Here is a 24,589-nt window from a genome sequence, read left to right as displayed (position 1 = left end):
ACTCGCGCGCGCCATAGGGGCAGGCCCAGGCGCACAGCCCGCAGCCGATGCACAGCTCCTCGTCGATCAGCACGATGCCGTCGGCGGCGCGCTTGTAGGAGGCGCCGGTCGGGCAGACGGGGACGCAGGCCGGCTCTTCGCAGTGCAGGCAGGAGCGCGGGAAGTGGACCATCCGGCCGGCGGCGCCGGCGCCGGCCTCGAAGCTGTGCACCCGGTTGAACCAGACGCCGTCGGGCGCGCCGCCGTAGGGCTCCGTGTCGGTCAGGGGCGCCATCGCCCCGCCGCTGTTCCACTGCTTGCAGTTGACCGCGCAGGCGTGGCAGCCGACGCAGGTGTCCAAATCGATCACCAGACCCAGACGCGTCGCGCTCCGCTGGTCCGCAAGGCGCGTCACCGCTTCTGCTCCGCATAGAAGCGCTCGGCTCCGGGATGCAGCGGGATCGGTATGCCGACGAGCGCGGTCGTCGGCCGGATGGAGCGGCCGACCGGATCGCTGCTATTGAGGATCGCGCGGTTGGATTGGTGCCACAAAGCGCGAGCCAGATCATGGACCAGCGTGGCGTCGAGCTCCGCGCTGACCAGCCAGAGCATGCCGACGCCGATGGTCGTCGTCTGGTCGACGCCGCGGTAGGCATTCTCGGGAACGATATCGACGGTGAGGAACGGGTACTTCCTGCGGATCATGGCGCCGGTCTTGCCATCGATCGGAAGCAGGGCGATCGGCGCGTTCTTTGCCAGTTCGGCAATTTCGGCGGTGGGCGAGGCGCCCAGCAGGAAGACGGCGTCGAGCGTGCCGGCGGCTAGGCGTGCCGTCACCTCGTCGAGCGATGCCGTCTCGATCGTCACCTGCTTCTCCTTGACGCCGAAGGCATCGAGGACGAGCCGGGCGGTCCCGGCCACGCCCGGATCGCCCTTGATGAGCGAGATGCGCTTGCCCTTCAGGTCGTCGACCGAGTCGATGCCGGACTCCGCCCGAACGATGATCTGCAGGGTACCCTGATACAGATTCGCGACGGCTCGCAGGTTTGTGATCGCGCCCTGCGCCTGGAACATTCCGGTGCCGGTGTAGGCCCAGAAGGCGACATCGGCCGGGCTCAGGGCCGATTCCAGGCGCCCGCCGCCAATTGCCTCGACATTATGGATCGATCCGTCGGTCGTCTGGGCGACGGCGATCAGCCCCGGTACCCCGCAGTTGCCGCCGCGTTCGCAGGCGCGCGTTCCGGGCGGGTTGCTGACGGCGCTGGCGATGAGTCCGCCCAATATGAATTGGGGCGCGTCGGTCGATCCGGTGCCGATGCGGAAGAAGCGGATTTTCTCCTCGGCGGCGCTCGAGGGTCCGGTCACCATCGGTCCAGCCACCGTCGCGGCGGCCAACAGGGTTGCCAGCGCGAGCCCTCGAGCCGCAGCCCGCACGACATAGCGGACCGCCGACGGCTGCTCAACCCGCATGCTAATTTCACTCCAGATACTAGAGACGCCCACCAAAATCCTAGAAGCCGACGGCGCCTCCTTATAGGGCCACGAACGGAAAAACGCTGGGGCCAAGGCCGCGTGCCGGCATAAGAGGTGTGATCGGATCGGCCCCATCGGTTTACAGTGGGTACAAGATAGCGGCCCGATCGCGGCGCGAGCAAGGCGCTCTTAAAACAGGAGGGAGCCGTGCAGAAGGAACTTCCGTCCCATGCGGACGTCGTCATCGTCGGCGGCGGAATCGCCGGATGCTCGATCGGCTATCACCTGACGAAAATCGGGATTTCGGACGTGGTACTGCTTGAGCGGGACCGGCTTACCTGCGGGACCACCTGGCATGCGGCCGGGCTCGTCGGGCAGTTGCGGGCCACGCGCAATATGACCGAGCTGGCGAAATATACGGCGGAGCTGTTCACGACGCTCGCCGAGGAAACCGGCCAGGAAACCGGCTTCCGGCAGAATGGATCGATCTCGATCGCGACAAACCGCGAACGACTCGAGGAGTTGAAGCGCGGCGCCTCGATGGCCAAGGGCTTCGGACTCGAGGTGCAGGTCATCACGCCCGGCGAGATCAAGGAGCGCTGGCCGCTGCTCAGCCTGCAGGACGTCGTCGGCGGCGTGTTCCTCCCCAAGGACGGGCAGATCAATCCAATCGACACGACGCAAGCGCTGGCCAAGGGCGCGAAGTCGCGCGGCGCGCGGATCTTCGAGCAGACCAAGGTGACACGCATCTTGGTCGAGCGCGGGCGGGCCATCGGCGTCGAGACGGAGCGCGGCGCCATCCGGGCGGATGTGGTCGTGCTCTGCGGCGGCATGTGGTCGCGCGACCTCGCGGCCGCCGTTCAGGTCAGCCTGCCATTGCATGCCGCCGAGCATTTCTACATCGTCACGGAGTCGATTCCGGGGCTGCCGGCCGGTCTGCCGGTCCTGCGGGCGCCCGACGAGCACGCCTATTACAAGGAGGATGCGGGCAAGATCCTGCTCGGCTGCTTCGAGCCCATCGCGAAGCCCTGGGGCATGGACGGCATTCCCGAGAATTTCAGCTTCGAGACGCTGCCCGAGGATTTCGACCATTTCGCCCCGGTGATGGAGCTGGCTTTGCAGCGCCTGCCGATTCTCGCCGAGGCGGGTATCCAGCTCTTCTTCAACGGGCCGGAGAGCTTTACGCCGGACGACCGCTATCTGATCGGCGAGACGCCGGAGGTCCGCAATCTCTTCGTCGCCTGCGGCTTCAACTCGATCGGCATCCAGTCCTCCGGCGGGGTCGGCAAGGTGATGGCGGATTGGATTCGCGACCGGCGGCCGCCAATGGACCTGGCGGATGTCGACATCCGCCGGATGCAGCCGTTCCAGTCCAACCGGAATTATCTCCGCGACCGGACGGTCGAAGGGCTCGGCCTGCTCTATGCGATGCACTGGCCCTACCGGCAGTTCGAGACGGCGCGCAACGCCCGGCGCTCGCCGTTCCATGACCGGCTGGTCGCCGCCGGCGCCTGCATGGGGGAACAGGCCGGCTGGGAGCGGCCGAACTGGTTTGCGCCCGAAGGCATGGAGCCGCGGTACGACTATTCCTACGGCCGGCAGAACTGGTTCGAGGCCTGCGGCGCGGAATGCCGGGCGACGCGCGACCAAGTCGCCTTGTTCGACCAATCCTCCTTCTCCAAGTTTCTCGTGCAGGGCAAGAATGCCTGTGCGGTCCTGAACCGGATCTGCGCGAACGATGTCGATGTACCGCCGGGCCGGATCGTCTACACCCAGTGGCTGAACGAGCGCGCCGGTATCGAGGCGGATCTAACGGTCACCCGGATATCCGAGACCGAGTTCCTGGTGGTGTCGACGGCGGCCGGGCAGACCCGGGACCTCGCCTGGCTGAAACGCCACATATCCGACGAGGCGCATTGCTTCGTAACCGATGTTACCTCCGGCCTGCCGATGCTGGGGCTGATGGGGCCGAGGGCGCGGGACCTGCTTTCGGCGGTTTCGCGCGAGGACTTCACCAATGACGGCTTCCCGTTTGGCACCAGCCGCGAGATCGAGATCGGCTATGCGAAGCTTCGGGCCAGCCGGATCACCTATGTCGGCGAGCGGGGTTGGGAGCTTTACATACCCGCCGAGTTCGCGCCCCATGTCTTCGACGTCATCATGGCGGCGGGCGCCGATTACGGCCTGACGCCAGCCGGCTATCACGCGATGAATTCGCTCCGCCTCGAGAAGGCCTATCGACATTGGGGTCACGATATCGGCGACGAGGATACGCCGGTCGAGGCCGGGCTCGGCTTCGCCGTGGCCTGGGACAAGCCGGGCGGCTTCGTCGGCCGCGAGGCCCTGCTCCGGCAGAAGGAGCGAGGCGTCCCGACGCGCCGGCTCGTCCAGTTCGCCCTGCGGGACGATTCGAAGCTGCTGTATCACGAGGAGCCGATCTATCGGGACAGCGCGCTGATCGGATCGATCACGTCCGGCGCCTACGGCCACCGGGTCGGTCGATCTCTCGGCATGGGTTACATCTCTTGTCCAGAGGGGGTGACGAAGGCACTCATCGAGTCCGGCCACTTCGAAATCGAGGTGGCTTGGGATCGCCTCCCCGCAGAGGCGCAGCTTGCGCCGTTCTACGATCCGGGGATGGAGCGGGTTCGAGGCTAAGCGTGCCTGCCGAGCCTCGTTCACGCTCTGCGGCACTGCTGGCGGCGGTTGCCGTCTTGACGATCGGGGATGCCGGTCGGGCGGAAGAGCCGCAGCAGCAGAATGCCGCGCTCCACTCCGCCTATTACGGGTTCGCTGTCTGCGAATATTGCGGCCTCGTCAGTTTCGAGGTCCGTGACGGCTTCCATCGCGAAACCGCCTATCTGATCGAGCGCGGAGGCTTGAGCGAGGAGGCGGCGCGCAAGGTCCGTCTGCGGGCCTGGACCGACGCCGATCTGGAATGGGGCAACCGCGGACTCGGCGGGTTCCGGAACTGGTGCCGCACCGAAGGCGTCGCGGCGGCGCAACGCTTCATCGATTTCCGCAACGCCCGGTTGGCCGAGGAGGGCGATTAGCTCTATCGGGCGGCGATCGCCGCCGCGGCGGCCGCCATGACCGTCGCGCTGGCCCGGTTGGCGGCGCGCACTGCCCGCGGGCTCCTGAGGACGGCGCGGGCCTGCGCAGCCAGGGTCACCCAGATCAAGTCGATCGCCATGAGGACGACGACCATCGTGATGCTCAGCTCCGCCCAGCCGAGCACCGTCACATGGGTCAGATCGATGATCGACGGCAGGAGCGCCAGGTAGAACACCATGATCTTCGGGTTCCCGAGCGTGACCGCCATGCCTGCCGCGAACAGCTTGCCCGCCGATTTCTCGCGCGGAAGAGCGCCGTCCCGCACCTCAACCGGCGCGGACCACATCCTCCATGCCAGATAGAGCAGGTAGGCGACACCGAGATATTTGATGACGACGAACAGGAGATGAAGGGTCTGGGCAATTGCCGCAAGCCCCCACACGGCAAGGGAAAGCCAGATGGCTTCGCCGATCCACATCGCCAACAGAAAGGGCAATACGTCGCGATAGCCGTTCGTGAGTACCCGCGCGACGAGGGCTGCAATGCTCGGTCCGGGTGAACCGGCAGCGATGAGAAGAGCTCCCGCGAAGATCAGCAGCGATGAAACGTCCACGAATAGGATCCTCCGCGCCGGAAGGAATAGCAGCTCTAGGCGCAGTGCGGTAGACCGCTTGGTAACATCTCAGCCTGAATTTCGGCTCTGGGTGGAAAGCGCTGGTGAAGTCAGAATACGAGAGAGTCTTCTCGCCGCATTTCCCCTGCGAATGCTCGCCACCTGCTCATTCTGCGGGACGGTATGGCCCGCTATGTTGATGACCATCTCCAAGGGATGGCACAAGAAGCGGAGGGCGAGTCCTCGGGGGTCTCTCTGCCCACATCCTATGCAGAGAGCTTCTATCCGCGTGCTGCGTCACCTGAGAATAGATGTGCTGCTGCTGCCGGTGCCGGAGGCATCTTCAGTGTGCCCCCGCGAACTCCCGAAAAGCCGGGAGTCGCGAGGAAACGAGGTCGCGCCCGCCACGTGCCGGTGACCCAGTGCGCTAGGCGCTCATGCTGCGTCGGCCGTCTCGCATCGCTTGGATGCAGTGAAGAGATTGCGGCCAATGGCGCGCGCGGCGTCCAGATGAGCATTCAGATTCGGCGTTTCCGATTCGAGCAGGAGCTCGGATGTCACGACGCGTGCGCCGCAGTAATCGAAGATCCCATGATCGATCTGCGTCTTCATGGCGCCGAAATAGCCGTGCCGCGCATAGGTTCGCACGTTGGCGCCTCCGATGGCGACCAGATGAACCCGGAGGTGGCGAAGTTTCTTCACCAGCTTGGCATCTGGGCCTTCGTCGTAAGCCCAACCATTGGCGAATACGCGATCAATCCATCCCTTGAGAAGCCCCGGCATCGACCACCAGTAAACGGGATAGACCAGCACAAGAGCATCGGCGCGATCGATTCTCGCCTGCTCGGCGGCAACATCGGCGGAGGGCGGCGCCTCCCTGAGATGGACGGCGATATCGGCCGGGGTGAACCTCGGATCGAAAGCTTCCGCCGCGAGATCCGCGATTTCGAAGGAATTGCCGGGATCGGACAGGGACACACCCTCAGCAACATGCGCGGCAACGCTATGGCTGAGCGACTTGGGATTGGGGTGCGCGACAACGATGAGCGCGTGCATATTGAAGGCTCCTGCTTGCCAATTGCGGGCGAAAGGCGTAGCTTATATACCATTGGTAAGTTACCTTTGGTATATAGCGGTGTCAAGCGCCAAACCGAGAGAACAGGTTTCCAATTCGCGGCCGCGTCGCCGGTTGTCGAGGGCGGAGCGACATCGTCAGCTTCTGGATGTCGCATGGCGGCTGATCCGGGAGGACGGAACGGAAGCCTTGACGCTCGGACGGCTTGCCGAGCAGGCGGGCGTTACAAAACCCGTCGTTTACGACCATTTCGGCACGCGGCCCGGACTGCTCGCCGCGCTCTATCAGGAGTTCGACGCGCGTCAGACGGCACTCATGGACTCCGCACTTCAGGCGAGCGAACCGACCTTGGCGGGCAGGGCTGCAGTCATTGCGTCTTCTTATGTCGACTGCGTGCTTCTCCAAGGCCGCGAGATACCAGGCGTGATCGCGGCGCTGGCCGGTTCACCGGAGCTCGAAAAGATCAAGCGCGAGTATGAGGCGGTGTTCATCGAGAAGTGTCGGATCGTCCTTGCCCCATTCGCCGGAGCTGGTGCTATCGCCTCAGCTGGTCTTTGGGCGATGCTCGGTGCAGCTGAGGCCCTATCCTATGCCGCCGCGACCGGAGAAATAACGGCCGCGCAGGCGCAGGACGAACTCTTCGAAATAATCGTCGCGATGGTTGCCAGAAGCGCGCGCGGCGGCACTCGTCATGTCGCCGAGGCCGGCAGGCTGAGCGACCAGCGAATTGGGATGCCAAACAGCAGCTAGCGTATCTGTCCGATATAGCACCGAACGTCCGATAAGGGGCGTGAGCCGAAATTCACACTGAGACACTACTACCGATCGCTTGGCACTCTTGTCCTCGCCGGCCTTGGCAAGGCGGGGCTTGATATCATCTTATGCGTTCTTCCGGCCGATCTCCGGCGACCACCGATCGTCACGAACGCAAGACGCCCACCATGATCCTGCCCGACGTCCTCGCCCCCGGACTGCATCTGGTCCTGTGCGGCACCGCGCCAAGCCGCGCCTCGATGGTGGCGCAGGCCTACTATGCCCGGCCGGGCAATCTGTTCTGGCCGACGCTGCATGAGGTGGGCCTGACTTCCAGCCGCCTGCGCCCGGACCAGTATGCCGAGGTCCTGCGCGACGGCATCGGCCTGACCGATCTCTGCAAGACCGAGTTCGGCAGCGATGCCGAGCTCAGCCGCGGCGCCTTCGATCCGGACGGGTTCCGCGCGAAGATGGAGCGGTTCCGGCCCGCCGCGATCGCCTTCGACAGCAAGAACGCCGCCAAGGCCTTCTTCGGGCGGGCGAAGGTCGCCTATGGCCTGCAATCCGAAAGCCTGGCCGGCGCCGCTCTGTTCGTCGTGCCGTCGCCATCGGGCCGCGCCCGGCCGCATTGGTCGATCGAACCCTGGCGGCAGCTCGGAGATTTCGTACGGCAGAGGCGACTCGCCTGCGCATGACCCCTCTGCCGATCGACTCCGTCCTCCCGGATCTGCTCGGCGCGCTCGCCCGAAGCCGAAGCGCCGTGTTGCAGGCGCCGCCGGGGGCCGGCAAGACGACCCGCGTGCCGCTGGCCCTGCTCGGGGCTGACTGGCTCGGCGATCGCCGGGTCCTCGTGCTGGAGCCGCGCCGGCTGGCGGCGCGGGCGGTGGCGCGGCGCATGGCGTCGACACTGGGTGAGGCGGTGGGCGAAACCGTAGGCTACAGCATGCGGATGGACAGCCGAACGGGTCCCCGAACCCGGATCGAGGTCGTCACCGAAGGCGTGCTGACCCGCCGGCTACAGCGCGATCCCGCGCTCGAGGGCGTCGGCGCCGTCCTGTTCGACGAGTTCCACGAGCGCAGCCTGCAGGCGGATCTGGGGCTCGCCTTGTGTCTCGAAGTGAAGGGGGCGCTCCGTGACGACCTGCGCCTCCTGGTCATGTCGGCGACGCTGGACGGCGATCCGATCGCGCGACTGCTCTGCGGCGCGCCGGTCATCACGACCCATGGGCGCAGCTTCTCCGTGGAGACCCGCTATCTCGACCGCGAGCCGCAGGGGCTGATCGAGCGGACCGTCGCGGCCGTGGTTGCGCGGGCGCTGGCGGAGGAAACCGGCAGTATCCTCGTCTTCCTCCCCGGCGAGGCCGAGATCCGTCGTGTCCAGGCGCTGCTTGAGGAGGCTGATCTGGATCCGGATCTGCGGGTGGAGCCGCTCTATGGCGCCTTGCCGCAGGACCGGCAGGACGAGGCGATCCGCCCGGCCCCGCCCGGCCGGCGCAAGGTCGTCCTCGCCACCGCGATCGCCGAGACCAGCCTGACGATCGAGGGCATCCGGGTCGTGATCGATGCTGGCTTGATGCGGGTGCCCCGCTTCGACCCGCGCAGCGGCATGACACGGCTCGAGACGGTCCGCGTGTCGCAAGCCTCCGCCGAGCAGCGGCGGGGACGCGCCGGGCGGCTCGAGCCGGGTGTCTGCTACCGGCTCTGGACCAAGGCGGGGCAGGGCGCCCTGCTGCCGTTCGGCCAGCCGGAGATCGCCGAGGCCGATCTGGCGCCCCTCGCCCTGGATCTGGCGCAATGGGGTGCGGGCGACCCCGGCGATCTCGCCTGGTTGGATCCGCCGCCGGCGGCCGCCTTCGCCCAGGCCCGCGACCTGCTGACCGGGCTGGGCGCACTCGACGGGCAAGGGCGGATCACCGCGCACGGGCGCGAGATGCTGTCGCTCGGCCTGCATCCGCGCCTCGCGCACATGATCCTGAAGGGGCGGGAGCGTGGGCTCGGCGCTCTCGCCTGCGATCTCGCGGCGCTGCTCGGCGAGCGGGATATCCTGCAGAGCCGGCGCGGCGAGCGCGATACGGATCTCCGGCTGCGCCTCGATCTTCTGCATGCCGCCAGGCGCGGGCAGTCGCGGCCGGAAGGGGTTCATCGGGGTGCCCTCGATCGGGCTCTTCAAGCCGCGCGGGCCTGGTGCAAGCAGACCGGATGTCGGGATGGCGACCACGACCGCGATCAGGCAGGTCTGCTGCTCAGCCTCGCCTATCCGGACCGTATTGCCCGCCGACGGGCCAAGAGCGGCGGGGCATTTTTGCTCAGCAACGGCCGCGGCGCTGTGCTGCCGGAAACCGATCCGCTGTCGGCGTCGGACTGGCTGGCCGTAGCGGCGCTCGACGGGGCGCGGCGGAACGCGGCGATTTTCCTCGCGGCGCCGCTGAGCCAGTCGGACATCGAGGAAATCTTCGAGGAGCAGATCCGCTGGGACGAGCGGATCGAGTGGGACGCTCAGGCACAGGGCGTAAAGGCCCGGCGCGAGCAGCGCCTCGGCGCCCTGGTCCTCAGGGATGAGCCGCTGCCCGATCCCGACCCGGCGCGGCTCGCCGCGGCGCTGCTGCAGGGTGTCCGGCAGGTCGGGCTCGATGCGCTGCCCTGGACGCGCGACCTGCGGGACTGGTGTGCGCGGGTTCTCTTCCTCCGGGGCGTCGACGAGGGCGCCGCATGGCCAGACCTTTCCGTGCAGGCGCTCCTGGACAGCCTCGAGGCTTGGCTGGAGCCATACTTGCTCGGCCTGTCGCGGCTCAGCGATCTGAAGCGACTCGATCTCGCGGGTATTCTCCAGAGCCGGCTCGATTGGGAGCAGCGCCGCCGTCTCGACCAGATGGCGCCAGTGCAGATCACGGTGCCCAGCGGCTCGCGGATTCGCGTCGATTACGGCGCGGGGGAGGTGCCGGTCCTGGCCGTCCGCCTCCAGGAGATGTTCGGAGCCACTGAAACGCCGACCATAGCGAACGGCCGCGTTCCGGTTCTGCTGCATCTCCTGTCGCCCGCTGGCCGGCCGGTCCAGGTGACCCGTGATCTTGCTGGCTTCTGGGCCGACGGGTACCGGCAGGTGAAGGCCGATCTGAAGGGCCGATATCCAAAGCATGCTTGGCCGGAAGACCCACTGACTGCGGAACCGACCAGCCGCGCCAAGCGCCGGTCGGCGTGACAATATCCACCTATTGCAAATCGGCCGGCAGCAGGACGACCTGCCAGGGGACGAGACCATCGGGGTCCCGCTCGAGATGTCCGCTCTCGATCTTGTCGCGAATCCTGCCCTCGATCATCGCGCGGTTGTCGGTGAAGGCGGCGAGCCGCTCTTGTTCATTCTTGCCGCTGCCGAACTGCCCATCCAGGGCCTCCCCCCGGACGAGACATTTGATCCGTTCCCGATCGCGTGTCGCCCACAGCAGGACCGAAACCTGCTCGGCATCCCAGCGAGCGTCGTTTTCGAATTCGATCATCTCGACCTCCCGTCGAAGGGGCGGTATTCACCGACCAACCATAACGGTCTGGACCCTGAAGACGTTCCGGTGAACCCTGATGAAGAGCCGCGTGTTGTTTCCTCGCGGAACAGTGCCGGCCCGGAAGCCTGTAAACGAAGGAGAGCAGATGAGGCGATCAGCGCAAGGCGCAGGCGGCGGAGCGGCCAGCAGTTCCGCATTCCGTACCCGTCAGGAGAGATCACCCACCGGACGTTCTGCCCGTGTCGAATGACAGCCTGACGACCGAAGCGGACGTCTGGCCTCGGCTGCCGTTGCGCGGTTGGGATCTGGTGTTGATCGTACTCCTGGCGTTCGCGGCGGTGCTGCTCCTGGACGCCGTGCTCGCCGATGTGACGCTGTCGACTCCTCTGCTCGTGGCGACGCTGGTTCTGCAGTCGCTCCTGATGCTCGGCGCCGTCTGTGCGGTCGCCGTGGGGCTTCGCGGTGCGACGGCGAAACAGCTTGGTCTGCGGCCGTCCTCGCGCCGGTGGTACATCCGGGCGGTCGAGGTCGCCCTCCTGACATTGCCGCTCGTCTGGCTAATCAATGCGGCGGTCCAGTGGCTCTCGAACGAGCCGTTCCGCAACCCGCAGATCGACGTCATCGCGCCGGCCGGCTTCTCCTGGTTCACCGCGATCGGAATGACGGTCGTCACGGGCATCGTGGCGCCGATCGCGGAAGAGATCGCATTCCGGGGCGTCCTGTATGGCTGGCTGCGACAACGCTTCGGCGTGACGATCGGTGTCATCGCCAGCGCGCTTCTCTTCTCCCTGGCCCACGGCATCCCGGCGCTCATCCCGGCCCTCGCCGTCCAGGGGGTCATCCTGGCCCTGGTCTATGAGAAGAGCCGATCCCTCTGGCCGGCCATGATCACGCACGGCACCTACAACACCGCGACGGTCATTCTCCTCTATGCCGCCCTGGGCTCCGGCATGTCCGCTTAAGAGATCCCTCAGGCTTTCTAGACACCCTGAGGCCAGAGCGGCTGGAGATCCTGCGGCAGCATCCGTTTGACATCCTCGATCTCACCGCCGGTGACGCGGTGCTGCAGGACTTTGAAGACGGCCCGGATCGCGTCCTCGGGATCGATCGGCCGAATGAATTTGAGCCGCTCGTCGACCTGCGCCACGAACGCATCCCGCGACCGCTCTTTGGTCGGGTTCTCGGCCGGGCGCCATCCCTCGAAGAAGATGCCGCGGACCATCAAAGGCAATTGGGCCGCCAGATGGGCCGCCTCGTCAATCGTGAGACGGTCGCGCACGGTCTGCAGCACCGCGCGCAGGGCGTGATAGGCGCGTTGGCGGTCGGGGCCGATCTCCTCCATGATCTCCTTCAGCCAGATATTCGTCTTCTGAATGGTGTCGTCGAATACGTCGAGACCAGCGCTACTCATCTCCTTATCTCCCGCTGCCTGTCGAATGTCGCTCAGTCGAGGTCGTGCTGCGACGCAATGCGCACCTTGCTTGCGGTCGGACCGGTGTCTCCGACCGCCTCGACATAGTGGACCAGGTCCCCCTTCTTGAGCTTGTCGAAGTCGTTGTTCAGCACGCTGTTCCGGTGGAAATAGAGCTGAGTCCCGGTGTTGGTGAGCAGAAAGCCGTGGTCCTCGTTCGGGTAGAGTTGGGTGATCTGCCCGTGGAACTGAACGTCGTGCGGCTTCACCTCGCCGCCGATCTGCTGCTTGAAGTCCTTGAGCTGGCGCTCTGCGGCCTTGAAGGCATCGCGGATCACCGTGCGGAGGGTCGGTGCGGGCTCCGCGTACCGGTCCTCGGGGCGGTGTGGTGCGTGGCTGACGACCAAGTCCTTTCCGGGGACGCTCAACTCGATATGAACGGTCGGGACGTTGCCGGTGCGGTGCTGCTTGTGCGGCGTGATGACCCGCACGCGGCAGGCGGTGATACGGCCGTAGAACGAATCGAGCTTGGCCGCTCGCTCGCGAATATCGGCCTCGATCCAGTCCGAGGGTTCGACGTTATCGAAAGCAATCTCCAGGGGAACCTGCATCTGAATTTCGCCCTTGCTGGTTGTTCGCTCGTCTTGTTCGCTCGACGGGGCGGCCGGGCCACGGGCCTTCGGCGGCAAAGATCGTCGGGCACGACTAATTTCTAACGATCCCGGCTCGGCCCTGGTTCCCCGGGGCGGTAAAGGGCCTTTGAATGCCGCTCGGTCGGATCAGGGCCGCGCGAACAGCTTTTGCAACGCCCAGTGAGACGGCAGATAGACGAACGTCGGGAGCGCGACCATCAGCAAGCCCAGGTAAAGGGACGGCGAAAGCGGGGCCGGCAGATCGGTGCCGGGGCCGAAGACCCAATTGATGTTCTGCTCCGGGTCGGTGGTGAGGTATGTCAGCGGCAGGACCATCCAGGCCAGGGTCGTCTGCGCCACCAGCGCCCGACGATCGTAGCCGAGCCGATGCAACAGCCAGAGCAGAAGCGGCGGCAGCAGGAGGTGGAACAAGGAGAGGCCGCGAAGATATAGCGGCTTGTCGGGCTCGAACATATAGCCGGCCAGGCCGACCAAGCGGCCGCCCGTCAGAAAGTCGAGGGTCCAGAGCAGTTCGAGCGCGAGGACTCCGACGGCAGCCATGCTGGCCAGGAGCGCGCTTCTGGCCCAAAGGGCGGCCAGCGTGACGAACAGCGCGATGTCCGAGAACCACAGGAAGTTTTCCGGTCCGTATTCGCGCCAATAGACCGGAACCAGCAGGCAGACGAAGGCGGCATAGGCAAGCTTGACCAAACGGATGATGCCGTGCGGCCGGGTGCGCCGCGGCCCAGGGTACCGTGGTGGGGCGGCCTCGCTTGTCCATTCGGGCCGTCGCGCCGGTGTCCGTGCGACCTGCGGCCCTGACCGGTCGACCGCGCGCGTCGAACGCAAGGCGAGGATCGCGGAGATAACCAAGACGGCCTTGAACCGCGTTCGCATCGGAAACACCTGTCGATCCAGTCCCGCAAGCTTGCAACGATCGCTTCGATCGGGTGTTCCATCTCAACGTCGTTATCGGCGTCAAGTTTGGTCAAGCACGACGGGACGATGAGCGACCTGGATCGGTTTGCCGATTTCATATCGGTGCCCATGGAGCCCTCGGACGGGTGGGCCATGGCCGGTCACGGCCGATTCAACGCCATCGGGGACGGCGTCATCGAGTCCGAAGGCGGTCCCGGATTGTTGTGGTACCGGCCGGAAACCTTCGCCGACTTCATCCTGCGCGTCGAGTGGCGCGCCTCCTCGATCGAGGATAACTCCGGGATCTTCCTTCGCTTTCCGGCGCTGGGCACCGATGATCCGGACCGTGATTGGCGGCGCGCCGTCACGGACGGTTACGAGGTGCAGATCGACGACCGCGGCCACGATCCGGAAGCGGGGGCGTTCGGAAGCCCGCTCCATCGCACCGGCGCGATCTACCGCCTCGCCCCGGCGACCGTTCTGGCCTCGCGCCCGATCGGCGAATGGAACGGGTTCGAGATCACGGCGCTTGGGCTGGACTTGTCCGTTCTGCTCAACGGCACGCCCGTTGCCCGTTTCGACCGGGATGTCGGCCGACCGCGAAGCGGCCATATCGGGCTTCAGAACCACCATGCCGGCTCGCGGGTGCAATTCCGCAACATGCGTGTCCGGCGGCTATGAGTTGCCGATGGTCCGGTCGCAATACATTCTGGAGGGGAGGCGCGCATGAATTCGCCCGACGATAATCGGCTCCGAATGGCGCTTGAAGCGATCGATGCCGGGGCCGAAACGCCGGAAGGGTTTCGGCCCGTCGGCCTCGCCACCAGCCGCGGCAAGGTCAAGTGCCGATTCTATCAAGTTGCCGGCGCCGGCAGCGCGGTGATTTGGATCGGCGGTGTCGGCGGCGACTGGGACACGCCGGCGCAGGGGCTCTATCCCCGCCTCTGTCGGGAGCTTCAGGAGGAGGGAATTGCCTCCCTCCGAGTCCAGTTCCGCCATCCGACCACCTTGGACGAGTCGGTCGCCGACGTTCTTGCCGGCCTTGCCTTCCTGCAAACCGAAGGCATCCTGGTTGCCGGAATCATCGGTCACTCGTTCGGCGGCGCCGTCGCGATCCAGGCGGCCGTGGCATCCGAAACGGTACGTTCGGTGGTCACGCTGGCGACGCAGAGTTCCGGCGCCGATCCGGTTGCCCGACTGGCGCCGCGGTGCCCGATCCTGATCGTTCACGGGACGGCCGACCGCGTGTTGCCGCCGTCATGCTCGGAGCAGGTTTACGCGATCGCGGGCGGCCGCAAGCGGCTGGAACTGATCGAAGGGGCCGATCACGGCCTCGACGCCGCCGCCGGAGAGGTTCATCGGCTGGTTCGTGACTGGATCATTGTCACTTTGGGCGCAATCCCCAGCCAGCCGATCCCGCCCTGATGACTCGCGAGAGAGGCGGCCCCGCTTTTGGCGGAGCCGTCCGAGATCACGCGTATGCTATTGCCCTGAGGCAGGTGCGCCCTGGCCGCTCTGGGCAGTGCCCTGGCCCGTGGACGACGCCTGCTGGCCGTCCGTTCTCTTCACGGAGATCTTCTTGGTCAGCTTTTGGGCATCTGCCGGCTTCGGCAGGGTGATGGTCAGAACACCCTTATCGAACGACGCGTCGACTTTGTCCTGGTCCACGGTGAAGGGGAGCCGAATCGAGCGCGCGAACGATCCATAGGACCGTTCGACCAGATGATAGTTCTGCTCCGTCTGTTCGTAATCGCTCTTCTTCTCGCCGCGAATGGACAGAATGTCGCCGTTCAGTTCCACGTCGATATCGCTTTCATCAACGCCCGGCAGCTCTGCCTTCACCTGAAGGCTGTTGTCCGTTTCACAGACGTCGATGCTCGGCGTCATGGCGATCTCCTGCCCCGAGGCGCGCGTCAGCCCGGAGCCAGTGAAGAAATCGTCGAAGAGCCGGTCGAACTCTTGACGGAAGCTGAGGAAGGGATCGGTCGTCCGAGTCTGGGGTGTCAGCGATGATCCTCGGCTGAATGGCATGAGCGAACGTAAGGCCATGGATTTGCCTCCCATAAATGTCTGGGCTTGGTGCGCTTCCGGTGCTTCTGCGAGGCAGAGCTCCGCGACCCCGGGTTACCGTCGCAAGCCAGCGGGCAACCGATCTGGAAGCCTCGGTCGGCAGCCCGACCCGCAGCGCCGACGGAAGCCGTGGCTATGCAACGTAAGCCTGAATGGAAGGTTCCAGGGTCGAGCGCCATCCGTGCGGCATTTTTTCGGCAGCCGATTGCGCCTCGGCCGACCGCCGGCCTGGAGAGGCGTATAGGCGGCGGTCCTTCGGTAAGCAGCTGTTCCGATTGCGGAAAAATTTTTCCGGAGCATCTTGAAAACCGGTCGCGACGCGCCCAAGTCGGCGGGCGCCGGCACTGTCGTGGTGAGAGTGCCAGAAAGCTGCATTCGCTTAGATATATGAGGGATGTTGGAGGAAAGACATGACATTCAGACCATTGCATGACCGCGTCCTGATTCGCCGAGTCGAGGAAGACCAGAAATCCGCCGGCGGGATCATCATTCCCGATACGGCGAAGGAAAAGCCGATGCAGGGCGAAGTCCTTGCGGTCGGTCCGGGTGCTCGGAACGAGAAGGGTGAAGTCACGCCGCTGGACGTGAAAGCCGGTGACCGGGTGCTTTTCGGCAAATGGTCGGGGACCGAGGTCCGGATGGACGGCGAAGAGCTGCTGATCATGAAGGAGTCGGACATCATGGGCGTGATCGAGGGCGCCGCGACGTCCGGCCGGAAGGCTGCCTGAGGGGAGGGCTCTTATCATGGCTGCGAAAGAGGTCAAATTTTCAGGTGATGCGCGCGATCGGATGCTGCGCGGCATCGACACTCTGGCGAATGCGGTGAAGGTGACGCTGGGCCCGAAGGGCCGCAACGTCGTGCTCGACAAGGCCTTCGGCGCGCCGCGCATCTCGAAGGACGGCGTGACCGTCGCGAAGGAGATCGAGCTGTCCGACAAGTTCGAGAACATGGGCGCCCAGATGGTCCGCGAGGTCGCCTCGAAGACCAACGACCTGGCCGGCGACGGCACGACGACGGCGACCGTGCTGGCGCAGGCGATCGTCCGCGAGGGCGCCAAGGCGGTGGCCGCCGGCATGAACCCGATGGACCTGAAGCGCGGCATCGACCTCGCCGTCGAGGCCGTCATCGAGGATATCAAGAGGCGGTCGAAGAAGATCAAGACCAACGACGAGGTCGCCCAGGTCGGGACGATCTCGGCCAATGGCGAGCGCGACATCGGCGACATGATCGCGCGGGCCATGGAGAAGGTCGGCAATGAGGGCGTGATCACCGTCGAGGAGGCCAAGGGCCTCGAGACCGAGCTCGAGGTGGTCGAGGGCATGCAGTTCGACCGCGGTTATCTCTCGCCCTACTTCGTCACCAACGCCGAGAGGATGCAGGTCGAACTCGAGGATCCCTACATTCTCCTGCACGAGAAGAAGCTGTCGAGCCTGCAGGCGATGCTGCCGGTGCTCGAGGCGGTCGTGCAGTCCGGCCGGCCCTTGCTGATCATCGCCGAGGACGTCGAGGGCGAGGCCCTGGCCACCCTGGTGGTCAACAAGCTGCGCGGCGGCCTGAAGGTCGCGGCGGTGAAGGCGCCGGGCTTCGGCGATCGCCGCAAGGCGATGCTCGAGGACATCGCCATCCTGACCGGCGGTCAGGTCGTGTCCGAAGACCTCGGCATCAAGCTCGAGAACGTCACCCTCGACATGCTCGGCAAGGCCAAGCGCGTGGTCATTACGAAGGAGGAGACCACGGTCGTCAGCGGCGCCGGGAAGAAGCCGGAGATCGAGGGCCGCTGCAACCAGATCCGGGCGCAGGTCGAGGAGACGACCTCCGACTATGACCGCGAGAAGCTGCAGGAGCGGCTGGCGAAGCTGGCCGGCGGCGTCGCGGTGATCCGGGTCGGCGGCGCCACCGAGGTCGAGGTGAAGGAGCGCAAGGACCGGGTCGACGACGCGATGCATGCGACCCGCGCCGCGGTCGAGGAAGGCATCGTCGCCGGCGGCGGCGTCGCCCTGCTCTACGGGACGAAGGCGCTGGCGAACCTGCAGCCGGAGAACCGTGACCAGCAGGTCGGCGTCGACATCGTCCGTCGGGCCATTCAGGCACCGGCACGGCAGATCGCCGAGAACGCCGGCGTCGACGGCTCGATCGTGATCGGCAAGCTGCTGGAGTCGAAGGATGCCAGCTGGGGTTTCGATGCCCAGGTCGGCGAGTACAAGGACCTGGTGAAGGCGGGCATCATCGACCCGACGAAGGTCGTGCGCGCGGCGCTGCAGGACGCGGCCTCGGTCGCCGGCCTGCTGATCACCACCGAGGCGATGGTCGCCGAGAAGCCCGAGAAGAAGGCCGCGCCGGCGGCGCCGGGCGCCGGCATGGGGGATATGGACTTCTGATCTAATCCCCTTCGCGGGGCGACAAGGACGGGGCCGCGCCTTCGGGAGCGGCTCCGTTTTCTTTCGCCGCTATTGCGTCCTAGAGGTTGATCCGATCAGGTTGACTCAACCTGATCGGATCGTGCTCTAACAAAGCCGGTCGGATTGTTGCTGTGCCACTGCCAGGCCGTCTCGACGATCTTGCGCAACTCGGCGAATTTCGGTTTCCAGCCAAGCTCTGTCCTAATGCGGTCCGCCGCCGCGACTAGAACCGCAGGATCTCCCGCCCGCCGCGGTCCGACGCGGACGGGAATTTCGGCTCCGGTCACCCGGCGTGCGGTCTCGACGACCTCGCGCACCGAATAGCCGCGGCCGTTGCCGAGATTGTAGCGACAGCTCCGGGTCTCCAGCAGGTCGAGAGCGCGGATATGGGCGTCGGCCAGATCCAGGACATGGATGTAATCGCGGATGCAGGTGCCGTCGGGCGTCGGATAGTCGTCGCCGAAGATCTCGACATGGGGTCGCTGGCCGAGCGCCGCCTGCAGGACGATCGGGATCAGATGCGTTTCCGGCGCGTGATCCTCGCCGGTTCGGCCGTTCGGATCAGCTCCGGCCGCGTTGAAATAGCGTAGACAGGCGGACCGCAGCCCATGGATCTGGTCGGCCCAGTGCAGCATCCGCTCGATGATGAACTTGGACTCGCCATAAGGGCTGCCGGGATCGATCGCCGCCTCCTCATCGATCGGAATGCGCTCGGGCGTGCCGAACAGGTTCGCCGTCGAGGACAGGACGAACTTCCCGACCTTGTGCTCGACGGTCGCGCGAATCAGGTTCAGCGCGTTCACAACATTGTCGCCCAGATAGAGAAACGGCTGACGCATCGATTCGCCGACCAGGGAATTGGCGGCGAAATGCAGGACGGCGTCGAACCGGTGCTGGTCGAAGAGCCGGTCGAGGCCGTCCCGATCCGCCAGATCCCCTTCGATCAGCATCGCTTCCCGCACGACCGCGTCCCGATGGCCTTGCTGGAGATTGTCGAAGACGACCACCTCATAGCCGCGGGCGACGAGCTCCAGAACGACGTGGCTGCCGACATAGCCGGCGCCACCGGTCACGAGAAGCGACTTGCTCATCCATACTCCATCCGTCTGTCCGTCCCGCTCTGCATCTTAAGGGAACCAGCCCCGCCGTCATCTGTTTCTCAGGGACTTCCCGGAAATGATCTTCATTCTCGGAAAAAGCGGAAGGGAGAAACGAATATGGCGAATCTGCAGCGCATTCTGGGCGCGTTGATGAGCACCGGTGTCGGCGGTCGCAGCCGGCGCGGCCCCAGCTTCGGAAAGGCGGTGGCAGGTGGCGGGCTGCTGGGCGGCCTGACGGGTGGCGGCATGATGCGCGGCGCTGGCCTGGCGGCGCTCGGCACACTGGCCTACAGGGCTTACCAGAACTACCAAGCCAAGCAAGGCGGTCAGACCGATGCGCAAGGCGGCGCAGCAGCGCAAACCACCGATACGAACGTCAGCATGGACGACCGCGAGGCCCTGCTTCTGATTCGGGGCATGATCGCGGCGGCGAACGCCGACGGGAAGATCGATGCGGATGAGCGCCAGCGGATCGCGAGCAAGCTCCAGGAGGCCGGCGCCGACCAGGGCGACCGCGCCTTCATCGAGCGCGAGATGTCGTCGCCGATTGCCCTCGACGAACTGCTCCGGCAAGTCAATGGCCAGGAGGAGGCGGAAGAGTTCTATCTCGCCTCCGAGCTCGCGATTGAAGCCGATACGGATGCGGAGCGATCCTATCTCCGCTATCTCGCCGATCGGCTGAAAATCCCGCAGGACAGGATTCAGGAGTTGAATCGTCTGGCAGCCTGAGGTGCGCTCGAAGCGAGCCGAGGCGAGTGGCGATTGACAAGGCCGGTGTCACGTGGAAGCCTGCTCGGACGGCGGCACTATGGGATGGACGAAGTGTCCTCTGCTCACACAAGACCTAGCATCCTCCCGCGGATCATCGCTGAACCGTGGGGCGAGATGTGCTGGCTGATCGATGACGCTTTGTCGCCAGGCGCCGGTGTCAGCTTGGCCGAGATGATTCTGAAGCCTGGGGCCGAGTCGCCGAGCCATCGTCACCCGAACTGTACCGAGGCCATACATCTCGTCGCGGGCCTGGTCGAGCAGGCCATAGACGAGCAGATCTACTACCTGCGGCCTGGAGAGACCGTTCTGGTTCCGGTCGGCGCGGTTCACTGGTCGCGCAATGTGGGGGATGAGGAGGCGCGAATGACGATCGTCTACTCCGCTGGGACCAGACTCTACGAGGCTGTTTAGCTCCTTCGGCACTCACGCTAGAGCAGAGCATGAGCCTGTGGCCCAGCGGCGCCGGCTGCTGCCGCTGGGCCTCCTGATAAATCTCGAAGAGCTGTGAATAGAGGGCGTGGCGCGCGGCGTTCGGCCGGCAGGCATCGACGATTCGCACGCAGCGCTCGACCGCCGCGCGCTTCGGCATCGGCCATCAGAGTGCCGTCCGTATCGATGATCGAGGCCTTCAGGCTTCCCGCGCCCAGGTCGACACCGAGCGGTAGGGCCTGTCCTCCCTCCGCGGCATGACTCCTCCGTTTCCGTCTGGGGATATTGCCGGGCCGCCGAAGCGGTTACAATGCCGCCAATAATCGTCGGGAGGCCGCCTCATGGACCGCACCTATAACAGCCCATTGACTCCCTTGACGCTGCTGGCACGGTCCGCGGCGGCATTTCCGGACAAAACGGCGGTCGTGCACGGGACACGCCGCTACAGTTATCGCGACTTCGAGGACCGGGTGCATCGCCTGGCGAGCGCGCTGCGCGCCGCCGGCCTGCAGCCGGGCGAGACGGTGAGCTTCCTGTCGCCGAACACGCCGGAGATGCTCGAAGCGCATTTCGCCGTGCCGCTGGCCGGTGGCGTGCTGGGGGCGATCAACTTCCGCCTCGGCCCGCAGGAGATCGCCTATATCCTCAACCACTCGGAAAGCCGCTTCCTCTTCGTCGATCGGGAGTTCGCAGGGCTGATTGCGCCCATCGCCGGATCCCTTGAGACGGTGCAAAGAGTGGTGGCGATCGATGACGATGGTCCCCTGGGCGCTCTTGAGGGCGTTCCCGGCCCAGACATCAAGCTCATGGCCTATGAGGATTTCCTCGCCGGCGCGACCGAGGCGCGGGTCGAGCTGCCGCTTGACGACGATGACAAGACCTACAGCCTCAATTACACCAGCGGCACGACCGGCAAGCCGAAGGGCGTGATGTATACCCACAAGGGCGCCCACATCCACGCGCTCGGCGAGATCATGGAGATGGGGCTGAATCCCTACAGCACCTATCTCTGGACCCTCCCTATGTTCCACTGCAACGGCTGGGGCTTCCCTTGGGCCGTGACCGCTGCCGGAGGCACCCATGTCTGCCTGCGCAAGGTGGAGCCGTCGACGGTCCTCGAGCTGATCGAACGGGAGAAGGTGACGCATCTCTGCGGCGCACCGACCGTCCTGATCATGCTGGCGTCAGATCCGGCGACGCGCGACCGGAAGTTTCCGCACCCGTTGCGCATCGTCACCGCCGGGGCGCCGCCCTCGCCGAGAATCATCCAGACCATGGAGGAGAAGGGCGCCACCATCATCCATGTCTATGGCCTGACCGAAACCTATGGTCCGCACACGATCTGTGCCTGGAACCCGGGCTGGGACGCGCTGGACTTCGCCGAGCGGGTGCGGCTCAAGGCGCGCCAGGGCATTTCCTATTCGGTGTTTGGCGAAACCCGCGTCGTTGACGCCGACATGCTCGACGTGCCGCGTGACGGCACGACGCTGGGGCAGGTGGTGATGCGCGGCAACAACATCATGAAGGGATATTTCAAGGATCCCGAAGCCACCGCCGAGGCTTTCCGCGGCGGATGGTTCCACAGCGGCGATCTCGCCGTCATGCATCCGGACGGCTATATCGAGCTGAAGGATCGCAAGAAGGACATCATCATCTCCGGCGGCGAGAACATCTCCAGCATCGAGGTGGAGAATGCGCTCTATCAGCATCCCGCCGTGCTGGAGGTGGCCGTCGTTGCGGCGCCGGACGAGAAATGGGGTGAGGTGCCGGTCGCCTTCGTCGACTGCAAGCCGGGTTTGGCGCCAACGGAAGGCGATCTCATCGGGTTCTGCCGCGAGCGCATCGCCCGCTTCAAATGTCCGAAACGGGTGGTCTTCGGACCGCTGCCCAAGACTGCCACCGGCAAGGTCAGGAAGTTCGAGTTGCGGGCGGCGGTACGCTCGGACACCGGCACGCCGATGTAAGGAGTGGGCTCGGTTATTGGCGGACGTTCCGATACCGTGTGGCCTTCGAGACGCCCGCATCGCGGGCTCCTCAGGCTGAGGAACGCCGTGCCAGACTCCATGCTCCTCATGCTGAGCTTGTCGAAGCACACAAGATGGGGGTGCCAATCGCCAACCGACAGTTCCGGGCGGCTGTCCGTGGCGCCATTGCCCGCTCCTGCGCACGGCAATATGGTGCGGCATCGAAGGGTATTGCGGTAATCGGCTTATCGATGATGAACGACCAGGGGCCGATGGGCCCGTCGCTCGCTGTCGCGCTGTCGGCGGTGATGTGGGGGCTTTGGTGGATTCCGCTGCGTGCGCTCGAGGCAGGCGGCCTGTCGGGCGATTGGGCCAGCGTGCTGCTGTTCGGCGCGGCGACCCTGGTAACTCTGCCGGTCGCGCTTCTGCGCCGCCGCGCCTTTGCCGCGGGCGGATGGCTGCTTCTCGGAATCGGCGTCATCACCGGCGCGACCTTCAGCACCTGGAATCATGCTCTGATCACCGGGGACGTCGTCCGGGTTTCACTTCTGTTCTATCTGGCGCCGATCTGGGCGACCGGATTCGCGTTCTTTGCCCTTGGAGAGCCGTTGCGCCCCTTGCGCGCGCTCTCGATCGTCCTCGGCCTCTCGGGGGCGGCGGTCGTCCTGGGGTTTGACGGCGGAATACCCCTGCCGCGCTCCGAAGGCGAATGGATGGGGCTTGTCTCCGGCATTCTGTTCGCGCTTGCCGCGACGCTGAGTCGCAAGCAAGGAGAAGCCGGTGGCTTCGAACGCAGCGTCCTCAGCTTCGCCTTCGGTGCCCTTGTTGCATTTCTCTTCGCGCTGTTCCAGCCGCTGTCCCCGCCGCCCGCCGGCGAGGCGGTATGGGCGGCGATGCCGCTGCTGAGCGGGTGCGTCCTCTGGATCATTCCGCTGACTTGGCTCCTCCTGTGGGGCGCCGGCCGACTCGATCCCGGGCGGGTTTCGATCCTCCTTCTCCTCGAGGTCGTGACCGCCGCGGTTAGCGCGACCGCCCTCACGGACGAGCCGTTCGGTTGGCGCGAGTTGGTCGGCTGCGTCCTGATCCTGGGGGCGGGCTTCGTCGAAGCGCGGGACCAAGGCCGCGGTGTCGCGAAGAAGGGCTCGGTCGGCGTCTCGTCGTAATGGGCCGGATCTTTGAACGGCGCTAAATCCGTTCGAAGTTCCTGCCAAGACGATCGATCTCATCCACCACCCTATTCGAAGCGCCGGCACCGACGGTGACGACTCGCGGCGGGGCGGATCGCTCCGTTGCTCCGTCTTGCGGGCGGGCACCGCCCAATGAGACGACATAAAGGCGGCGCAGGCCAGGCATCAGAAACTTGCGGCCGAGCAGATCCAATGATCTATCGTTTGGTGTCCCGCTTCCCGGTGCCCCCAGGGCGGCGAAGGTGCGGCCGTGGCGAATGACCATCGGCGTGGCGGCCAGGAATCGTATCAGCTCCTCACCACAACGCCCCCAACCCAACAGCAGGTCATGGCGGCTTTCCCGCCTCTCCGTCAGTATCGTGCCCCAGCTGCGCTTATGCATGAGGCCGCTGTCGTTCAGAAGTGGCAGGCTGGTGCCGAAGTCGACCCAGTCCAGCCCCTTCTCGCGGGCGTAAGCGGCGCTGAACAGGTATATCGCGCTCAGCGCGCCAAGTGCACGAGCCTCGCCTCGGTCGTCGAGCGCGCCAAGCGAAACAAGCCGCAGCGTCGACCCATCCGTCTGGAACAGCACGCCGGCGATCCGCATGCCGCAGTGTTCAATCCAAAGAATACCGCCCTGCCGGAACTGACGCCGGAGACTATGGCGATTGCGGAGAAATGCCAGATCGCCGAAGCGGCCTTTGGCGAAGGGCAGGTAGATCTCGCGATAGAAGAATTCGAAATCCTCCGTTCGGTGCGACACGGTCCAGGTCAACGCATTGCGCAGGACGGATTGCACATTGGAGCGGACGGATCGGCTGATGTCGCTCAGGTCGTCAGGATCGCTTGGAACGGCCAGTCGACCGCCGACAGCCTCCGGAAGCCGGAGATAGCGCCCCCGGGACATCGGCCCAGCGACCGAACGCGGGACTCGGGCGATGACGAGGTCTGCCTTGTTCCTCCAACGGGCGAACGCGCAGGGAAGCGTGAAGAGGGAGACCGAACCGATTGCCTCGCATTCGGGTTCACCCTCGAAGAACCGCCGGGCCAGAACCTCGATCGTCACCCCCTGACCAGCCACAAGGACTGTGCCAGTAGATGTCGGGCTCAGCCCCGTCAATCCCTTGAGCAGGAACAGCGGCACGCGAAGCTGCATCAAGGGCATCAGATAGCGGTGCCCGGAACGAAGTGCGTTCTCAAGCGGCTGAGGCAGAGAGTCGGTGAGCCAATCGTCGAACCGCGTCCAGAGCTGCCGCGAAACCATAGTCACCAGGCGCCTCCGTG

The 24,589-nt window shown here is 65.5% G+C and carries 25 protein-coding genes; 14 read left to right on the top strand and 11 right to left on the bottom strand.

Annotated features, from left to right (window positions below):
- Together DT069_RS05580 and DT069_RS05575 are read right to left on the bottom strand one after the other, a co-directional pair.
- Positions 1–394 (bottom strand): 4Fe-4S binding protein (locus DT069_RS05580; protein ID WP_119459274.1); only part of this gene is annotated, 394 nt, incomplete at its 3' end.
- A complete protein-coding gene (locus DT069_RS05575; RefSeq protein ID WP_162912993.1) occupies positions 391–1,449 on the bottom strand; it encodes a TAXI family TRAP transporter solute-binding subunit in 1,059 nt (352 codons plus the stop codon). The genes DT069_RS05575 and DT069_RS05580, both read right to left, overlap by 4 nt.
- A 210-nt stretch (positions 1,450–1,659) precedes the next feature.
- Between DT069_RS05575 and DT069_RS05570 the strand changes: the two genes are divergently transcribed.
- Both DT069_RS05570 and DT069_RS05565 read left to right on the top strand, forming a co-directional pair.
- Positions 1,660–4,110, top strand: coding sequence for a GcvT family protein (locus tag DT069_RS05570; protein ID WP_119459272.1), 2,451 nt, complete (start codon positions 1,660–1,662; stop codon positions 4,108–4,110).
- Between the two features lie 2 nt (positions 4,111–4,112).
- Positions 4,113–4,505: a hypothetical protein gene (locus DT069_RS05565; RefSeq protein ID WP_119459271.1), complete on the top strand. Its 393-nt coding sequence runs from the start codon at positions 4,113–4,115 to the stop codon at positions 4,503–4,505.
- Positions 4,506–4,507: 2 nt separating this feature from the next.
- Here DT069_RS05565 and DT069_RS05560 read toward each other — a convergent pair whose 3' ends face one another.
- Together DT069_RS05560 and DT069_RS05555 are read right to left on the bottom strand one after the other, a co-directional pair.
- The gene (locus DT069_RS05560; protein ID WP_119459270.1) at positions 4,508–5,119 is read right to left on the bottom strand and encodes a LysE family translocator; all 612 of its coding nucleotides are present in this window, start codon (positions 5,117–5,119) and stop codon (positions 4,508–4,510) included.
- A gap of 435 nt (positions 5,120–5,554) precedes the next feature.
- Entirely contained in the window at positions 5,555–6,175 is a 621-nt protein-coding gene (locus DT069_RS05555; RefSeq protein ID WP_119459269.1) for an NAD(P)H-dependent oxidoreductase, read from the bottom strand.
- A gap of 79 nt (positions 6,176–6,254) precedes the next feature.
- Here DT069_RS05555 and DT069_RS05550 point away from each other — a divergent pair, with 79 nt between their 5' ends.
- The 3 genes from DT069_RS05550 (at position 6,255) to hrpB (ending at position 10,146) form a co-directional block, all read left to right on the top strand.
- Positions 6,255–6,944, top strand: a complete 690-nt coding sequence (locus tag DT069_RS05550) for a TetR/AcrR family transcriptional regulator (protein ID WP_119459314.1) — start codon at positions 6,255–6,257, stop codon at positions 6,942–6,944.
- A 191-nt stretch (positions 6,945–7,135) separates the two neighbouring features.
- Positions 7,136–7,642: a mismatch-specific DNA-glycosylase gene (locus DT069_RS05545; protein ID WP_119459268.1), complete on the top strand. Its 507-nt coding sequence runs from the start codon at positions 7,136–7,138 to the stop codon at positions 7,640–7,642.
- Positions 7,639–10,146: an ATP-dependent helicase HrpB gene (gene hrpB / locus DT069_RS05540; protein ID WP_119459267.1), complete on the top strand. Its 2,508-nt coding sequence runs from the start codon at positions 7,639–7,641 to the stop codon at positions 10,144–10,146. Before DT069_RS05545 ends, hrpB begins: the two co-directional genes overlap by 4 nt.
- Before the next feature lie 10 nt (positions 10,147–10,156).
- On the opposite strand, the gene DT069_RS05535 is transcribed toward hrpB, so the two are convergent.
- A complete protein-coding gene (locus tag DT069_RS05535; protein ID WP_119459266.1) occupies positions 10,157–10,441 on the bottom strand; it encodes a DUF1488 family protein in 285 nt (94 codons plus the stop codon).
- A gap of 242 nt (positions 10,442–10,683) precedes the next feature.
- On the opposite strand from DT069_RS05535, the gene DT069_RS05530 reads away from it, so the two are divergent.
- Positions 10,684–11,406, top strand: a complete 723-nt coding sequence (locus DT069_RS05530; RefSeq protein WP_119459265.1) for a CPBP family intramembrane glutamic endopeptidase — start codon at positions 10,684–10,686, stop codon at positions 11,404–11,406.
- 17 nt (positions 11,407–11,423) lie between these two features.
- Here DT069_RS05530 and DT069_RS05525 read toward each other — a convergent pair whose 3' ends face one another.
- From DT069_RS05525 to DT069_RS05515, 3 genes are all read right to left on the bottom strand, one after another.
- Entirely contained in the window at positions 11,424–11,855 is a 432-nt protein-coding gene (locus DT069_RS05525; protein WP_119459264.1) for a DUF2267 domain-containing protein, read from the bottom strand.
- A 32-nt stretch (positions 11,856–11,887) separates the two neighbouring features.
- A complete protein-coding gene (locus DT069_RS05520; RefSeq protein ID WP_119459263.1) occupies positions 11,888–12,466 on the bottom strand; it encodes an HPF/RaiA family ribosome-associated protein in 579 nt (192 codons plus the stop codon).
- 168 nt (positions 12,467–12,634) lie between these two features.
- Complete coding sequence (locus DT069_RS05515; RefSeq protein WP_425450028.1) at positions 12,635–13,384, bottom strand: hypothetical protein; 750 nt, start codon at positions 13,382–13,384, stop codon at positions 12,635–12,637.
- 108 nt (positions 13,385–13,492) lie between these two features.
- Between DT069_RS05515 and DT069_RS05510 the strand changes: the two genes are divergently transcribed.
- Together DT069_RS05510 and DT069_RS05505 are read left to right on the top strand one after the other, a co-directional pair.
- On the top strand, positions 13,493–14,086 hold the full coding sequence (locus tag DT069_RS05510) for a 3-keto-disaccharide hydrolase (protein WP_119459262.1): 594 nt from the start codon (positions 13,493–13,495) through the stop codon (positions 14,084–14,086).
- A 45-nt stretch (positions 14,087–14,131) separates the two neighbouring features.
- Entirely contained in the window at positions 14,132–14,830 is a 699-nt protein-coding gene (locus tag DT069_RS05505) for an alpha/beta hydrolase (protein ID WP_425450027.1), read from the top strand.
- 57 nt (positions 14,831–14,887) lie between these two features.
- On the opposite strand, the gene DT069_RS05500 is transcribed toward DT069_RS05505, so the two are convergent.
- Positions 14,888–15,292 (bottom strand): Hsp20/alpha crystallin family protein, encoded by a 405-nt coding sequence (locus tag DT069_RS05500; protein ID WP_425450026.1) that lies wholly within the window; start codon positions 15,290–15,292, stop codon positions 14,888–14,890.
- A gap of 593 nt (positions 15,293–15,885) precedes the next feature.
- Between DT069_RS05500 and DT069_RS05495 the strand changes: the two genes are divergently transcribed.
- Positions 15,886–16,203 carry a co-chaperone GroES gene (locus DT069_RS05495; RefSeq protein ID WP_119459260.1) on the top strand — a complete coding sequence of 106 codons (318 nt, stop codon included), beginning with the start codon at positions 15,886–15,888 and terminating at the stop codon, positions 16,201–16,203.
- A gap of 16 nt (positions 16,204–16,219) precedes the next feature.
- Positions 16,220–17,854, top strand: a complete 1,635-nt coding sequence (gene groL / locus DT069_RS05490) for a chaperonin GroEL (protein WP_119459259.1) — start codon at positions 16,220–16,222, stop codon at positions 17,852–17,854.
- A gap of 95 nt (positions 17,855–17,949) precedes the next feature.
- On the opposite strand, the gene galE is transcribed toward groL, so the two are convergent.
- Positions 17,950–18,966 (bottom strand): UDP-glucose 4-epimerase GalE, encoded by a 1,017-nt coding sequence (galE, locus tag DT069_RS05485; RefSeq protein WP_119459258.1) that lies wholly within the window; start codon positions 18,964–18,966, stop codon positions 17,950–17,952.
- 126 nt (positions 18,967–19,092) lie between these two features.
- On the opposite strand from galE, the gene DT069_RS05480 reads away from it, so the two are divergent.
- From DT069_RS05480 to DT069_RS05465, 4 genes are all read left to right on the top strand, one after another.
- A complete protein-coding gene (locus DT069_RS05480; RefSeq protein ID WP_119459257.1) occupies positions 19,093–19,704 on the top strand; it encodes a tellurite resistance TerB family protein in 612 nt (203 codons plus the stop codon).
- A 93-nt stretch (positions 19,705–19,797) separates the two neighbouring features.
- On the top strand, positions 19,798–20,157 hold the full coding sequence (locus DT069_RS05475) for a cupin domain-containing protein (RefSeq protein WP_162912992.1): 360 nt from the start codon (positions 19,798–19,800) through the stop codon (positions 20,155–20,157).
- Between the two features lie 359 nt (positions 20,158–20,516).
- A complete protein-coding gene (locus DT069_RS05470) occupies positions 20,517–22,139 on the top strand; it encodes a long-chain-fatty-acid--CoA ligase (RefSeq protein WP_119459255.1) in 1,623 nt (540 codons plus the stop codon).
- Between the two features lie 134 nt (positions 22,140–22,273).
- The gene (locus tag DT069_RS05465) at positions 22,274–23,302 is read left to right on the top strand and encodes a DMT family transporter (protein ID WP_162912991.1); all 1,029 of its coding nucleotides are present in this window, start codon (positions 22,274–22,276) and stop codon (positions 23,300–23,302) included.
- A gap of 22 nt (positions 23,303–23,324) precedes the next feature.
- Here DT069_RS05465 and DT069_RS05460 read toward each other — a convergent pair whose 3' ends face one another.
- Positions 23,325–24,575, bottom strand: a complete 1,251-nt coding sequence (locus DT069_RS05460) for a hypothetical protein (protein ID WP_162912990.1) — start codon at positions 24,573–24,575, stop codon at positions 23,325–23,327.
- Positions 24,576–24,589: the final 14 nt, after the last annotated feature.

The sequence above is a fragment of the Virgifigura deserti genome (assembly GCA_003576685.1).
In the GTDB taxonomy this organism is placed as follows: Bacteria; Pseudomonadota; Alphaproteobacteria; order Dongiales; family Dongiaceae; genus Virgifigura; species Virgifigura deserti.
Note: the sequence above shows the minus strand (reverse complement) of the source record. Positions and strands in the feature narration are given on the sequence as shown.